The 13,733-nt window shown below is 71.1% G+C and carries 13 protein-coding genes; 8 read left to right on the top strand and 5 right to left on the bottom strand.

The genetic code is table 11. From position 1 onward, the window contains the following. The first annotated feature begins 65 nt into the window (after nucleotides 1-65). Nucleotides 66-512 (top strand): nitroreductase family deazaflavin-dependent oxidoreductase, encoded by a 447-nt coding sequence (locus tag IE226_RS35370; protein WP_190085569.1) that lies wholly within the window; start codon nucleotides 66-68, stop codon nucleotides 510-512. A 96-nt stretch (nucleotides 513-608) separates the two neighbouring features. Next, on the top strand, nucleotides 609-797 hold the full coding sequence (locus tag IE226_RS35365) for a hypothetical protein (RefSeq protein ID WP_190085568.1): 189 nt from the start codon (nucleotides 609-611) through the stop codon (nucleotides 795-797). Between the two features lie 25 nt (nucleotides 798-822). Here IE226_RS35365 and gnd read toward each other — a convergent pair whose 3' ends face one another. Next, on the bottom strand, nucleotides 823-2,265 hold the full coding sequence (gene gnd / locus IE226_RS35360; protein ID WP_190085567.1) for an NADP-dependent phosphogluconate dehydrogenase: 1,443 nt from the start codon (nucleotides 2,263-2,265) through the stop codon (nucleotides 823-825). Nucleotides 2,266-2,364: 99 nt separating this feature from the next. Between gnd and IE226_RS35355 the strand changes: the two genes are divergently transcribed. Together IE226_RS35355 and IE226_RS35350 are read left to right on the top strand one after the other, a co-directional pair. Next, nucleotides 2,365-3,336 (top strand): acetylxylan esterase, encoded by a 972-nt coding sequence (locus IE226_RS35355; protein WP_190085566.1) that lies wholly within the window; start codon nucleotides 2,365-2,367, stop codon nucleotides 3,334-3,336. A 115-nt stretch (nucleotides 3,337-3,451) separates the two neighbouring features. Beyond that, nucleotides 3,452-4,645 (top strand): transglycosylase family protein, encoded by a 1,194-nt coding sequence (locus tag IE226_RS35350; protein WP_190085565.1) that lies wholly within the window; start codon nucleotides 3,452-3,454, stop codon nucleotides 4,643-4,645. 76 nt (nucleotides 4,646-4,721) lie between these two features. Here the strand turns inward: IE226_RS35350 and IE226_RS35345 are convergent, their stop codons facing one another. Next, nucleotides 4,722-5,765 (bottom strand): DMT family transporter, encoded by a 1,044-nt coding sequence (locus IE226_RS35345; RefSeq protein WP_190085564.1) that lies wholly within the window; start codon nucleotides 5,763-5,765, stop codon nucleotides 4,722-4,724. A 424-nt stretch (nucleotides 5,766-6,189) separates the two neighbouring features. Between IE226_RS35345 and IE226_RS35340 the strand changes: the two genes are divergently transcribed. Genes IE226_RS35340 through glgC form a run of 4 tightly spaced genes read left to right on the top strand, consistent with a single transcriptional unit; the run spans nucleotide 6,190 to nucleotide 10,201 of the window. Then, nucleotides 6,190-7,002, top strand: coding sequence for a class I SAM-dependent methyltransferase (locus IE226_RS35340; protein WP_190085563.1), 813 nt, complete (start codon nucleotides 6,190-6,192; stop codon nucleotides 7,000-7,002). Next, complete coding sequence (locus IE226_RS35335) at nucleotides 6,999-7,739, top strand: IucA/IucC family C-terminal-domain containing protein (RefSeq protein WP_229871736.1); 741 nt, start codon at nucleotides 6,999-7,001, stop codon at nucleotides 7,737-7,739. The genes IE226_RS35340 and IE226_RS35335 overlap by 4 nt, the downstream gene beginning before the upstream one ends. Before the next feature lie 52 nt (nucleotides 7,740-7,791). Further along, nucleotides 7,792-8,958, top strand: coding sequence for a glycogen synthase (gene glgA / locus IE226_RS35330; RefSeq protein WP_190085561.1), 1,167 nt, complete (start codon nucleotides 7,792-7,794; stop codon nucleotides 8,956-8,958). A gap of 22 nt (nucleotides 8,959-8,980) precedes the next feature. Continuing rightward, nucleotides 8,981-10,201, top strand: coding sequence for a glucose-1-phosphate adenylyltransferase (glgC, locus tag IE226_RS35325; RefSeq protein WP_190085560.1), 1,221 nt, complete (start codon nucleotides 8,981-8,983; stop codon nucleotides 10,199-10,201). A gap of 24 nt (nucleotides 10,202-10,225) precedes the next feature. On the opposite strand, the gene IE226_RS35320 is transcribed toward glgC, so the two are convergent. Genes IE226_RS35320 through IE226_RS35310 form a run of 3 tightly spaced genes read right to left on the bottom strand, consistent with a single transcriptional unit; the run spans nucleotide 10,226 to nucleotide 13,732 of the window. Then, nucleotides 10,226-11,224 carry an ABC transporter permease gene (locus tag IE226_RS35320; RefSeq protein WP_190085559.1) on the bottom strand — a complete coding sequence of 333 codons (999 nt, stop codon included), beginning with the start codon at nucleotides 11,222-11,224 and terminating at the stop codon, nucleotides 10,226-10,228. Between the two features lie 29 nt (nucleotides 11,225-11,253). After that, nucleotides 11,254-12,219 carry an ABC transporter permease gene (locus tag IE226_RS35315; RefSeq protein WP_190085558.1) on the bottom strand — a complete coding sequence of 322 codons (966 nt, stop codon included), beginning with the start codon at nucleotides 12,217-12,219 and terminating at the stop codon, nucleotides 11,254-11,256. Further along, a complete protein-coding gene (locus tag IE226_RS35310) occupies nucleotides 12,212-13,732 on the bottom strand; it encodes a sugar ABC transporter ATP-binding protein (RefSeq protein ID WP_190085557.1) in 1,521 nt (506 codons plus the stop codon). The genes IE226_RS35315 and IE226_RS35310 overlap by 8 nt, the downstream gene beginning before the upstream one ends. Nucleotide 13,733: the final 1 nt, after the last annotated feature.

Raw genomic sequence — 13,733 nt, 5'->3', positions numbered from 1 at the left:
ACACGGGAGGTGAGTGACCGCTCACCTCCCGCGTACTCCTTCGACTTCACTCCACAGGAGCGGACATGGCGCAGCAGGACGAAGAGGTCGTGATCAGCCCCACCGGCTGGGTGGCCAAGCAGGCCCGCCTCTACGAGGAGTCGGGCGGCACGAAGGGCACCGGCGTGCAGGGCGTCACCTGCCTGCTGCTCGACTACCGCGGCCGGCGCACGGGACAGTGGCGCCGTACCGTACTGATCTACGGTCGCGACGGCGACGACTACCTCATCGTGGCCTCCAACGGCGGCGCCGACGACCATCCGCTGTGGTACCACAACCTCGTCGAGAACCCCGACGTACGGCTGCGCGTGGGCACCGAGGAGCGCTTCGACGCCCGCGCCGAGACCCTGTCGGCCGAGGAGAAGGCCAGGGTCTGGCCGGGCCTCGTGGAGCTCTTCGCCCCCTACGCGGACTACCAGGCCAAGACGGATCGCGACATCCCCGTCATGCGGCTCACGCGCACTGACGGCTGAGATCAATGGGCCCGGGGACGCGTGGACTCGGCGGGCGTGGGCACGCGAGGCGGGAGAGAGTGGACACGACCGATCTCCGACGTCGATGGAGGAGACATGACCGTCCCGTATCCCGAACCCGCACCGCCGAGCCCGATCCCCGACCCGAACGAGCCGAGCCCGGTGCCGGACCCCGAGCGCCCCACACCGGGCCCCGGCCCCGTGCCGCGGCCGTCGCCGGGCCCGCCGCCGACCCCGCTCCCGCCGCCGGGACCGGAGCCCGAGACCGAGCCGAAGCCGGTCTGACGGCGGGAGGGCCTGCCGGGCCTTCCTAGGCCCCGACCTCCGAGCGGTCCCCGCCCCACAGGGTGTGGAACGAACCCTCCCGGTCCGTACGCCGATAGGTGTGCGCACCGAAGAAGTCCCGCTGCCCCTGGGTGAGCGCGGCCGGCAGGCGGTCCGCACGCAGCGCGTCGTAGTACGCGAGGGCCGCCGAGAAGCCCGGCGTCGGTACCCCCTGCCGGGTGGCCGCGACGAGGACCGCGCGCCAGTCGTCCTGGGCCGCACCGATCTCCTGCGCGAACGTCTTGTCCGAGAGCAGGCTCGGCAGATCCGCGCGCGTGTCGTACGCGGCGCGGATGCGGTCCAGGAAGGCGGCGCGGATGATGCAGCCGCCGCGCCAGATGGCGGCGACCGCGCCGAGGTCGATGTCCCAGCCGTACTCCTCGCTGCCCGCCGCGATCTCGTGGAAGCCCTGCGTGTACGACACGATCTTCGAGGCGTACAGCGCCTGCTCGACCTGGTCGGCGAACGCCCCCGCCTCGGCCTCGCTCAGCTGCTGTGCCGTCGGGCCCGGCAGGCCCTGCGACGCCGCTCGCAGTTCGGAGTGGCCCGACAGGGAGCGGGCGAAGACCGCCTCCGCGATGCCCGACACCGGGACACCCAGGTCGAGGGCGATCTGCACGGTCCAGCGGCCCGTGCCCTTCTGCTCGGCCTGGTCCTGGACGACGTCCACGAACGGCTTGCCCGTCGCGGCGTCCACGTGCTTGAGGACCTCCGCCGTGATCTCGATCAGATAGGAGTCGAGGCGGCCGGTGTTCCAGGTGCGGAAGATGTCCGCGATCTGCGCGGGGGAGTAGCCCGCCACCTCGCGGAGCAGCTGGTACGCCTCGGCGATCAGCTGCATGTCCGCGTACTCGATGCCGTTGTGCACCATCTTCACGAAGTGGCCCGCGCCGTCCGCGCCCACATGGGTGACGCAGGGGGCGCCGTCCTCGGCCTTCGCCGAGATCTTCTCCAGCATCGGACCGAGCGAGGCGTACGACTCGGGGGAGCCGCCCGGCATGATGCTCGGCCCGTTCAGCGCGCCCTCCTCGCCGCCGGAGACACCTGTGCCGACGAAGTGGATGTCCTGCTCGCGCAGTTCACGCTCGCGGCGCCGGGTGTCGGCGAAGTGCGCGTTGCCACCGTCGATGATCATGTCGCCCGGCTCCATGAGCGGCGCGAACTCCTTGATGACGGCGTCCGTGGCCTCGCCCGCCTTGACCATGACGACAAGGCGGCGCGGGCGCTCCAGGGCCGCGACGAACTCCTCGGCGGTCTCCGTGGCGATGAAATCGCCCTCGTCGCCGAACTCCTCGACCAATGCGCGCGTCTTGGCCGACGTGCGGTTGTGCAGGGCGACGGTGTAGCCGTTGCGCGCGAAGTTGCGGGCCAGATTGCGCCCCATGACCGCGAGGCCCGTGACACCGATCTGGGCTGACGTGCTGCTCATGCCGTGACTCCTGGAGGTGGAAGTGCCGGTGGTGTTCGCCAGTATTGCCCCGCGGCGTAGCGTGACATCCCGACACTGTGTCCGACGGAGGAGCCGCCCGTGCCCCATTTCGACATGCCGCTCGACGAACTGCGCCGCTACCGGCCCGAGATGACCGAGCCCGAGGATTTCGACGCGTTCTGGGAGAAGACCCTTTCGGCCGCACGCGAACACGACCTGGACGCGCGATTCGTCCCCGCCGACGCGCACCTGAGCACGGTCGACGTGTTCGACGTGACGTTCGCCGGGTTCGGCGGCCACCCGGTCAGAGGCTGGCTGATACTGCCCGCCGGAACGGCCGAGCCGCTGCCCGCCGTCGTGGAGTACATCGGGTACGGCGGCGGCCGCGGCCTCCCGCACGAGCGGCTGCTGTGGTCGGCCGCCGGCTTCGCGCACTTCGTGATGGACACCCGGGGTCAGGGCAGCGGCGGCTCGGCGGGCGACACCCCCGATCCGGTCGGCAGCGGGCCCGCCTACCCCGGCTACATGACGCGCGGCATCGAGGACCCCGACGAGTACTACTACCGGCGCGTGTTCACCGACGCCGTCCGGGCCGTCGAGGCGGCCCGCGCGCATCCGCTGGTCGACTCCTCGCGGGTCGCCGCGGTCGGCGGCAGCCAGGGCGGGGGGATCACGCTGGCCGTCGGCGGCCTCGTCCCCGACCTCGCGGCGATCGCCGTCGACGTGCCGTTCCTGTGCGACTTCCCGCGCGCCACGACCCTCACCGAGCGGCCCCCCTACCGCGAGATCGCGCTCTACATGAAGGCGAAGCGCGGCGCAGAGGAGCGCGTCTTCCGTACGCTCTCGTACTTCGACGGCGTGCACTTCGCGGCTCGCGGCACGGCGCCCGCGCTCTTCTCGGCGGCGCTGGAGGACATGACGTGCCCGCCGTCCACCGTGTTCGCGGCCCACAACGCCTACGCGGGCTCCGAGCGCTCGATGGAGGTGTACTCCTTCAACGATCACGAGGGCGGCGGCCCCTACCAGCAGAGTGTCCAACTCCGCTGGCTGCCGGAGCACTTGAAGGGCTGACCAGGCGCACGCCCCCTCGGCCATGCGCTCTTGTCACGACACGGTCCCAGCGGCTAACTTGCCGCCTTGTCGTGTGTCCGACGTGACAGTGATGTGTGTGACTGAGGGGGCTCCCATGGCCGTACGCGGTCGTCACCGCCGGTATCAGCCGAACCGGATCAACCGTGCGTCCCTTACCGTCACGGCGGGCGGCGCCGGGATGGCGCTCCCGCTGATCGGCACCGGCACGGCAGAGGCGGCCGACGTCGACACCTGGAACAAGGTGGCGGCCTGCGAATCCACCGGCAACTGGAGCATCAACACCGGCAACGGCTTCTACGGCGGCCTCCAGTTCAAGCAGTCCACCTGGGAGGCGTACGGCGGCACCGCCTACGCCCCGCGCGCCGACCGCGCCACCAAGGACCAGCAGATAGCCGTCGCCGAGAAGGTCCTCGACGCGCAGGGGCCCCGGGCCTGGCCGGTCTGCTCGGAGCGCGCGGGTCTGACACGTGGCGGCGACGCCCCCGACGTCACGCCGATGGGCGCCTCCAAGGCGGCGGCGAAGACCCCCAAGCGCGAGGTCAAGGACGTCAAGCCGGAAGTGACCCCGCAGTCCGCCGCGGGCCGCGGCCAGATGTATACCGTCGTCCGCGGCGACACCCTCTCCGGGATCGCCGACGAGCGCCGGGTCAGCGGCGGCTGGCGGCAGTTGTACGAGGCCAACCGCGCGACGATCGGCGGCGACCCCGACATGATCACGCCGGGCCAGCGGCTCGCGCTGAAGGCCGCGCAGCAGAAATCCGGGAAGACGGAGGCCGCGCCCAAGCCGCGTACGGAGCCCAAGCAGCGGGCCGAGGCGAAGCCGAAGCCGAAGCCCGAACCGAAGAAGGCCGAGCCGAGGAAGGCGAAGCCCGCCGGTGCCTCGCAGGGCTTCTCCGCACCCGTGGCAGCCTCGCCCAGCACCCCCTACCGCGCGGCGGGCGGCTCCTGGTCCAAGGGCTACCACACGGGCGTCGACTTCCCCGTGGCCACCGGCACTTCGGTGAAGTCCGTCGCCGCGGGCACGGTCGTCTCGGCGGGCTGGGGCGGCTCGTACGGCTACGAAGTGGTGATACGGCACGGCGACGGCAAGTACTCCCAGTACGGGCACCTCTCGGCGCTCACCGTGAAGTCCGGCCAGAAGGTGGGCGCGGGTCAGCGCATCGCGCGCTCGGGGTCCACGGGCAACAGCACGGGCCCGCATCTGCACTTCGAGGTGCGCACGGGGCCCGGCTTCGGCTCCGACGTCGACCCGCTCGCGTATCTGCGGGCCCACGGCGTGCGGATCTGACGCGCGGGCCGGCCCTCCCCAGGACGCGCAAGAGCGAAGCCCCCGGATGTTCCCGGGGGCTTCGAAGCGGGCGGGTTCAGGAGCCGACGTGCTCGCGGCCGTGGCGGAACAGCACCCGCCGGTGCGAATGCGACCCGGTCGCGGGCTGGGAGGGCACCGCGCGCAGTTCGCCGGCTGCCCGTATCTGGTCGGCACGCAGCCCGTCGGCGGGCGTGCCGGGGGCCACGGCGTCCGCCGCCAAGGGGCCGCCCTTGGCCACCGGCGCCTTCGAGGCCGCAACGGCCTGCTGTGCGCCGATCCGCTCCGTGGTCAGCAGGATCAGACCGCCCGCCGCGACGACGCCGAAGCCCAGGGCGACGGCTATGCCCGCGGTGCCGTAGCGGAACGATTCGCCGAAGAGCGTGAGGCCCACCGCGGCCGCCACGACCGGGTTCACGACCGTCACCGTCGACAGCGGCGCCGCAAGGCCCGCCCCGCGGTACGAAGCCTGCGAGATCAGCACACCGGCCGACGCGAGCACCGCGATCACGCCGAGGGCGGGCAGCTGGTGCGTGAGCGATACGTTCGCGTCCAGGTCCACCGCCACCGTCTTGGTGAACACCGAGGCGATACCGAAGGCGACGCCCGCCGCGGAGGCCAGGAGCACGCTGCGCACCACCGGATGCCGGTGCACCGCGTGCGCCACGACCATGAGCGCCACCACGGCGCCCGCGGTGACCAGGGCCGTCATGACCCGCTCGGTACCGTCCAGGGACTGCGCGTCGGCCGACTGCGTCAGCGACAGCAGCCCCGCGAGCCCCACGGTCGCCATGATCGCGCCGCGCCACGCGGTGGCCCCGGCCTTGCGCCGCACGAAGAGGGCGGCCATCGGCAGGGCGAAGACGATGGTCAGGGCGCCGAGGGGCTGCACGAGGCTCAGCGGCCCGTACGCAAGGGCCACCACGTGCAGCAGCGCACCGAGGCCGTTCAGCGCGATGGCGACCCACCAGGCGCCGCGGCGCAGCGGTGCGTACCGCCGCTCCGGCGTGCTGACGGCGACCCGCTCCTGCAAAATGGCCCCGCCCGCGTACGCCACGGCGGATACGAGGGAGAGCACCACGGCGAGCGTGAGGGCACTCATGAGGTGCTCCACGGCTTGCGATGCGCCCTGTGGCGGGCCCGGGGCGTCCGGTGCGGCGAACGGTCGGCTTCCATACTCACCACGATCTCGCGGATTTCGCTCCGCGTCGTCGTACCTCAGCACGCATTGGGTCCTACTACCGATGGAGTACGGGCCGGGATATGTCCTCCCCCTGGTGGGTTACGCAGGGGTGCGGTGGATCTTCCGGAGCCCCGGAAATTCGTGCGTGAGCGCCCCCTCGAAACACCCTCGTCCAGGCCGCTGGGAGGGGCACAGGCGGTGCGGCACGCCCCGGCGGGGGTCCTGCCCCGCCGGGCTGCTCCCACCGCCGGGAACGCCCGCCCACGGACTTGCCCGCATACCGTCTGACCTGGGCTTTCATGGCCCTCAGTCGTATTGTTGCCCCTCGTGGAAAGGGGTCCGGATGAACCGGAACGTACGCACGGTCGACGACGTCCTGAAGCTCATGGACAGCCTGTTCGCGCCGGAGGCCGACCGCTGGACCGCCGACGCGGGCGGCTGGTGGGACGACTTCTACGCCGACCGCGACAGGCCGGTGCCGTTCTTCGCGGCGAAGCCGGACGAGAGCCTGGCCTCGTACGTGGACCGGGGCCTGCTCACCCCCGGCCGGGCGCTGGATCTGGGCTGCGGTCCCGGCCGCAAAGCGCTGTATCTGGCTGCCCGGGGGTTCGAGGTGGACGCCGTCGACCTCTCCCCGGCGGCCGTGGCCTGGGCCGGGGAGCGGGCCCGCGAGGCGGGGGCGGACATCAGGTTCCTGTGCGGCGACGCGTTCGCCCTCACGGAGGCGGAAACGGAGGCGGAGGCGGGCACGGCGGCTGAGACGGCGGCCGTACTGGGCGGTCCGTACGACCTGATCTACGACTCGGGCTGCTTTCACCACCTGCCGCCCCACCGCCGCGTCAGCTACCTCGCCCTTCTGGAGCGCGTCCTCGCCCCCGGCGGCCACCTCGCCCTCACCGCCTTCGCCGCCGGGGCGGAGGGCTCCGGCTCGGAGCTGCCCGACGCGGACTTCTACCGCGCCTCCGGACTCCAGGGCGGCCTCGCCTACACGCCCGAGTCCCTGCGCTGGATCTTCTCCGACCTCACGGAGATCGAACTGCGCCGCATGCGCGACGAACCGGCCGGCTCCGCATGCTTCGGCGAGCCCTTCCTGTGGACGGCCCTGTTCCGCAAGGGCGACCGTGCTCGGCGTCGACGCCCGGGCTCCGCGTCGTGAAAGCCCCTCTCGACCTGGCAGAAGTCGGCTCCGTCGGCGGGTTCTTCGCCCTGCGTACCGGGGCGCCGCCGGGCGGCGCCCAAGTGACCTCCCTGGCACGGGTGTACGCGGGCGACGACGGGCCCCTCGCGTTCCGCGTCGACAAGGTCGCCGCCCGGCTCGGGGCGCCCGACACGCGTATCGCGGTCTCGGTGGCGCAGTTGGGGCTCGCGGCGCGGCTGTGGTCCGTGGCGCTCGGCTCGGCGGCGCTGCACGGTGTGGTGCCCGTCCTCGACCCGGCGCTGCTGCACTGGGACGCGGACGGCGGCTCGCCCGACGACCTGTGGCTGACGGACGTGACGACACGGCCCGCCGACGCCGCGAACATCCGGGAGATCGTCAAGGACGGTCATCTGGCGCCCCTGGCCGACGCGTTGCGCGCCCGGTACCGGATCTCCGCGGGCCTGCTGTGGGGCAACGCGGGCTCCGCGCTCGCCGGAGCCGCCCGCGAACTGGACACCTGGGCGCGCCGCACCGGACGTACCGATGCGGCAGAGCGCGCCCGTGCCCTTGCCGTCGAGCTCTTCGACCATCCCGACCTGCGGGGCACCGGAATCCTGCGCGGCACCGCGTTCCGCCGGCGCAGCTGCTGCCTCTACTACCGCTGTCCGGACGGCGGTGTGTGCGGGGACTGCTGCTTCGAGCGGCCCCCGCAGAGGTCGGTGCGGGGCTCTTCCCCGCGGGGCGCTTCTGGGTGACCATGAGGGGGCGGGCGACCGGCGGCTGGGGTGGACGGACGGGAGGTTCTGCGTGCGAGTAGGACTGCTCACCCGGGAGTATCCCCCGGATGTCTACGGCGGAGCCGGAGTCCATGTCGAGTTCCTCGCGAGGGAGTTGAAGGCCCTCGTCGACGTCGACGTGCACTGCTGGGGTAGCGAGGGCTCGGCCGACGGCCTCACGCGCCACCAAGCCTGGGACGCCCTGGACGGCGCCAACGACGCTTTGCGCACCTTCTCCGTGGACCTGTCCATGGCGGCTTCCCTCACGGGCTGCGACCTCGTCCACTCCCACACCTGGTACGCCAACCTCGCGGGCCACTTCGGCAAGCTCCTGCACGGCATCCCGCACGTCATGACCTCACACTCCCTGGAGCCCCTGCGCCCCTGGAAGGCCGAGCAGTTGGGCGGCGGTTACGCCCTCTCGGGCTGGGCCGAGCGCACCGCCGTCGAGGCCGCGGACGCCGTGATCGCCGTATCGCGCGGCATGCGCGCCGACATCCTCGGTTGTTACCCCTCCATCGACCCGGCGAAGGTGCACGTCGTCCACAACGGAATCGACACGAGCCTGTACCGCCCCGACTCCGGAACGGACGTCCTGGAGCGCCTGGGGATCGACCCCGGCCGGCCCTACGTCCTGTTCGTCGGACGCATCACCCGGCAGAAGGGCGTGCCCCATCTGCTGCGTGCGGCACAGGAGTTGGACCCGGCAACGCAGCTCGTGCTCTGCGCCGGAGCCCCCGACACCCCGCAGATCGACGCCGAGTTCCGCACCCTCTTCGAGGAGCTGAGCCAGGCCCGCGGGTCGGTGCACTGGATCCCGGAGATGCTGCCGCGCGAGCAGATCGTCCAACTCCTCACGCACGCGCGGGTGTTCGTCTGCCCGTCTGTGTACGAACCACTGGGCATCGTCAACCTGGAGGCGATGGCCTGCGGCACCCCGGTCGTGGCATCCGACGTCGGCGGCATCCCCGAGGTCGTAGCGGACCGGAGCACAGGGCTCCTCGTCCCGTACGAGGAGAAGGAACCGGCAGCCTTCGAGGCGGGCCTCGCACAGGCCCTGAACGAACTGGTCGACGATCCGCGCGCCGCGCACCGCATGGGCGCGGCCGGACGGGACCGGGCCGTCAGGGAGTTCGGCTGGGACGCGGTCGCGCGACGCACGACCCGCGTGTACGAGGAGTTACTCGAGTCCAAGTGATCCCAGTTAAGGGGGCGGCGCGATGCGCGGTGGACCTTCGGTGCTCGGAATCGTCCTGGCGGGCGGTGAGGGAAAGCGCCTGCAGCCCCTCACGGCCGACCGGGCCAAACCAGCGGTCACGTTCGGCGGCACGTACCGCCTCGTCGACTTCGTGCTCTCCAATCTCGTCAACGGCGACATCCTGCGGATCTGTGTCCTGACGCAGTACAAGTCGCACTCTCTGGACCGGCACGTCACCACCACCTGGCGGATGTCGAGCCTCCTGGGCAACTACATCACTCCGGTCCCGGCACAGCAGCGCCTGGGACCGCGCTGGTATCTGGGCAGCGCGGACGCGATCCTGCAATCGCTCAACCTCGTGCACGACGAACAGCCCGACTACATCGCGGTGTTCGGTGCCGACCACGTCTACCGCATGGACCCGCGGCAGATGCTGAGCCGGCACTTCGAGAGCGGCGCGGGGGTGACGGTCGCGGGCATCCGCGTGCCGCGCAAGGACGCGGCGTCCTTCGGCATCATCACGCCCGCGCGGGACGGCACACGCGTGGAGAGCTTCCTGGAGAAGCCCGCCGACCCGCCGGGTCTGCCCGGTTCGCCGAACGAGGTGTTCGCCTCCATGGGCAACTACGTCTTCACCACGAAGACCCTCGTCGACGCCATCCAGCAGGACGCCGAGGACGAGAACTCCAAGCACGACATGGGGGGTTCGATCCTGCCGATGCTCACCGAGCGCGGCGTGGCCCAGGTGTACGACTTCGACGACAACCACGTGCCGGGGGAGACCCCGCGCGACCACGGTTACTGGCGTGACGTCGGCACGCTCGACTCGTACTACGAAGCGCACATGGACCTGATCTCCGACCAGCCGGTGTTCAACCTGGACAACCGGCGCTGGCCCATCTACACCCACCCCGGCGGCCTGCCGCCCGCCAAGTTCTGCGCGGCCGGCATAGCGAGCGAGTCCATCGTCAGTCCCGGTTGCGTCATCCGGGGGCAGGTCACGCGCTCCGTGCTGTCGCCGGGCGTGACGATCGAGGACGGGGCCGTCGTACAGGGCTCGGTGCTGCACGACAACGTCCGCGTGGGCAGGGGCGCTGTGGTGCGCGGTGCCGTTCTCGACAAGAACGTGGACGTCCCGCCCGGGGCGACGATCGGTGTCAACCCCGAGCGGGACGAAGAGCTGTACACGGTCTCGAAAGGCGGCGTGATCGCGCTCGGCAAGGGGCAGATCGTCCCCATGTAGCGGCGTCCCGCGGGTGCCGGGTGCCTACAGCACCCGGCGCCTGCGGCCCAGCCAGGTCTGGGCGATCACCACGAGTGCCAGGAAGGCGCCGCTGACCACCTGTTGGTAGGCGGAGTCGAGCGAGCCGATCTGGTTGATGACGTTCTGGATGACCTTCAGGAGCAGTACGCCGACGAGTGATCCGCTGATGAAGCCGAACCCGCCGGTCAGCAGCGTGCCCCCGATGACGACGGCGGAGATCGCCTCCAGTTCCATGCCCGAGCCGAGGATGGTGACGCCCGAGACCAGCCAGGCGGCGTTGAGCGCGCCCGCGAGACCCGCGCACAGGCCGGAGAGGGTGTAGACGGTGATCTTGGTGCGGGCCACCGGGGCGCCCATGAGGGCCGCCGCGTCCTCGTTGCCGCCGACCGCGTACACGTACTGCCCGAAGCGGCTGCGGCGCAGGACGACGGCGCCGGCGACGAAGAGGGCCAGGGTGATCCAGACCGGGGCCCCGATGCCGAGTACCTTGCCCTGGCCGAGCGTCGCGAAGAAGGTGTCCTTGTCGACCAGGTAGGTCTTGGAGCCCTCGTCGGTGACGGACAGGAGGATGCCGCGCGCGCCCAGCATCGCGGCCAGCGTCACGATGAAGGGGGCAAGCCGCGAGCGGGCGATCAGGAGGCCGTTGACAAGGCCGATGAGTCCGCAGACGGCGAGCGGAAGCAGCAGGGCCACCGCCGTCCCGTACTGCGAACCCCAGGCCGCGAGCACACCGCCGAGCGCGAAGAGCGAGCCGACCGACAGGTCGATGCCGCCGGTGATGATCACGAAGGTCATGCCGAGCGCGACGACCGCGAGGAACGCGGAGGAGACCGCCATGTTCTCCAGGTTGTCGGCGGTCAGGAACGTGTCGAAGCTGAGCGACGCCGCGATGACGGCGACCACCAGGGTGACCAGGGCGCCGTGCTGCTGGGCGAGTGCACTGACGCGCTCGGAGCGGCTCGCCCCGGCCTCCGTGTCCGCGGGGTCCTCTGGCTGCTTCATGGGCTTGGCTTTGGATAGGACGGTGCCGGTCACCGCTTGCCCCTCTCCCGTGCCGCGTAGACGGCGAGAATGATCACTACGGCCTGGGCGATCTGGGTCCAGGAGGGCGGCAGATCGTGCTTGATGAGCGTGGCCGTGAGCAGCTGGATCAGTACGGCGCCCGCGACGGTGCCGCCGATGCGTATCCGTCCGCCGCTGAGCGGTGTGCCGCCGACCACGACCGCGGTGATCGCGGACAGTTCCATCAGGTTGCCGAGCGAGGTGGGGTCGCTGGCGGTCAATCGTGCCGTCGCGAGGACGCCCGCGACGGCGGCGAGCACGCCGGAGCAGACGTACACCAGGATCAGGACGCGGCGTACGGGCAGTCCCGCCAGGCGCGCGGCCGGGCGGCTGTCGCCGATGGCGAGGAGCTGCCGGCCGAAGGTGGTGCGCCGGACGACGAAGGCCACGACGAGTGCGAGGGCCGCGGCGATCAGGACGAGATAGGGGATGCCGAGGACGTCGCCGGAGCCGAGGGACGCCATGGTCGGGTCACGGACGTCCTTGAGCTGGGGGAGCAGCACGAGGGCAAGTCCGCGGCCCGCGACCATCAGCGCCAGGGTCGCGACGATGGGCTGGACGCCGATGAACGCGATGAGGGAGCCGTTGGCGACACCGATGGCCGCGCCGCCGATGAGCGCCACGATGAGCGCGATCCATGTCCCGTAACCCAGGTAGAGGGAGAGGAGGGACGTGGAGAGCGCCATGACGGAGCCGACGGAGAGGTCCACGCCCTCGCTGCCGATGGCCAGGGCCATGCCGAGCGCGACGATGAGGACGGGGGCGACCTGGACGGCCTGGGTGCGGAAGTTCTCGGCCGAGAGGAAGTGCGGGGTGAGGAAGATGTTGAGGATCAGGAGGACGGCTACGCCCAGGTAGACGCCGTAGTCCTGGAGGTAGCGCAGGATGCGGTCGCGGTCGGCGGGGGCTTTGCCTCCCAGGGCCAGGTCAGTCATGAGAACCCCCGGTAGTGGCTATCGCTCGCATGAGGGCGTCCTCCGTGACCTTGGAGCCGGTCAGTTCCTCGATGACGGTGCCGTCCTTGAGGACGACGACCCGGTCCGAGCCCTCGATCAGTTCCTCCATGTCGGAGGAGATGAGCAGGACGGCGAGGCCGTCGCCGGCCAGTTCGTCGATCAGCTTCTGGACCTCGGCCTTCGCGCCGATGTCGATGCCCCTGGTGGGCTCGTCCAGGAGGAGGACCTTGGGGTTCATCGCCAGCCAGCGGGCCAGCAGGACCTTCTGCTGGTTGCCGCCCGACAGTTCGCCCACCTTCTGGTGGGGGCCCGACGCCTTGATGCGCAGGCGCTTCATGAAGGTGTCCACGATCTTGTCGATCGCCGACTCGTCCACCAGGCCGAAGCGGGAGAGGCCGGGGAGTGCGGCGAGTGCGATGTTCTCGCGGACCGAGAGGCCGGGGACGATGCCCTCGGCCTTGCGGTCCTCGGGCAGCAGGCTGATGCCGGCGCGGATGGCGGCGGGGGGCGAGCCTGACCGGACCGGGGTTCCGGCAATCAGTACGCTGCCCGCGTCGGTCGGCAGAGCGCCCGCGATCGCCTTCGCCGTCTCGCTGCGTCCCGAGCCGAGCAGGCCGCCGAGGCCCACGACCTCGCCGGGACGGATGTCGACGGATACGCCGTGCAGAGCGTGGCGCATCGTCAGATCGCGTGCCCGGAGCACGGGTTGAGTCCCGGGGGCGTGTTCGCCGGAGAACTTGGTGACGCCCTCCTCGCGTACCTCGCCGATCTCGCGGCCCAGCATCAGCGAGACGAGGCGGAGCCGGTCGAGTTCCGCGATCGGCCCGGTGTGTACCAGCTTGCCGTCGCGCAGCACGGTGACGGCGTCGCACACCTCGTAGAGCTCCTCCAGGCGGTGGCTGACGTAGATCACCGCGATGCCGCGGTCCCGCAGCATGCGGATGACGCCGAACAGGGTCTGGACCTCGCGCGGTTCGAGGGACGACGTCGGCTCGTCCATGATGACGACCTGCGCGTCGACCGACACCGCGCGGGCCAGCGCCACCATCTGCTGTGCGCCCACGCCCAGTTCACGCAGCGGGCGGCGTACGTCGACCCGTACGCCGAGCCGCCGCAGGGCCTCGTCCGCCTCGCGGTGCATCCGGCGGAAGTCGATGAGGCCGAGCCGGCCGCGGGGTTCGCGGCCGAGGAAGAGGTTGCGGGCCACGCTCATCAGGGGGACGAGGTTGACCTCCTGGTAGATCGTGGAGATGCCCGCGTGCTGGGCGTCGAGCGGGGTGGCGAAGCTGACCTTCTCGTTCTTGTAGGTCAGCTCGCCCGCGTCCGGTGCGTACACGCCCGTCAGTACTTTGATCAGGGTCGACTTGCCCGCGCCGTTCTCGCCGATCAGGGCGTGCACCTCGCCGGCGCGGGCGGTGAAGTCGACCCCGTCCAGGGCGCGTACGCCCGGGAACGTCTTGCTGAGCTGGGTGACCGAGAGGACGTCCGTCATC

Origin of the sequence: Streptomyces longisporoflavus (assembly GCF_014649775.1) — a bacterium.
In the GTDB taxonomy this organism is placed as follows: domain Bacteria; phylum Actinomycetota; class Actinomycetes; order Streptomycetales; family Streptomycetaceae; genus Streptomyces; species Streptomyces longisporoflavus.
The sequence above is the reverse complement of the archived record's forward strand: the minus strand, read 5'-3'. Positions and strand labels throughout refer to the sequence as shown.

Excerpts from the sequence above, each read along its gene's own strand:
- IE226_RS35365 (WP_190085568.1), top strand. The coding sequence starts at position 609 with ATGACCGTCCCGTATCCCGAACCCGCACCGCCGAGCCCGATCCCCGAC.
- IE226_RS35315 (WP_190085558.1), bottom strand. The coding sequence starts at position 12,219 with ATGACTGACCTGGCCCTGGGAGGCAAAGCCCCCGCCGACCGCGACCGC.
- IE226_RS35350 (WP_190085565.1), top strand. The coding sequence starts at position 3,452 with ATGGCCGTACGCGGTCGTCACCGCCGGTATCAGCCGAACCGGATCAAC.
- IE226_RS35345 (WP_190085564.1), bottom strand. The coding sequence starts at position 5,765 with ATGAGTGCCCTCACGCTCGCCGTGGTGCTCTCCCTCGTATCCGCCGTG.
- glgC (WP_190085560.1), top strand. The coding sequence starts at position 8,981 with ATGCGCGGTGGACCTTCGGTGCTCGGAATCGTCCTGGCGGGCGGTGAG.
- IE226_RS35310 (WP_190085557.1), bottom strand. The coding sequence starts at position 13,732 with ATGACGGACGTCCTCTCGGTCACCCAGCTCAGCAAGACGTTCCCGGGC.
- IE226_RS35320 (WP_190085559.1), bottom strand. The coding sequence starts at position 11,224 with ATGAAGCAGCCAGAGGACCCCGCGGACACGGAGGCCGGGGCGAGCCGC.
- IE226_RS35340 (WP_190085563.1), top strand. The coding sequence starts at position 6,190 with ATGAACCGGAACGTACGCACGGTCGACGACGTCCTGAAGCTCATGGAC.
- gnd (WP_190085567.1), bottom strand. The coding sequence starts at position 2,265 with ATGAGCAGCACGTCAGCCCAGATCGGTGTCACGGGCCTCGCGGTCATG.
- IE226_RS35370 (WP_190085569.1), top strand. The coding sequence starts at position 66 with ATGGCGCAGCAGGACGAAGAGGTCGTGATCAGCCCCACCGGCTGGGTG.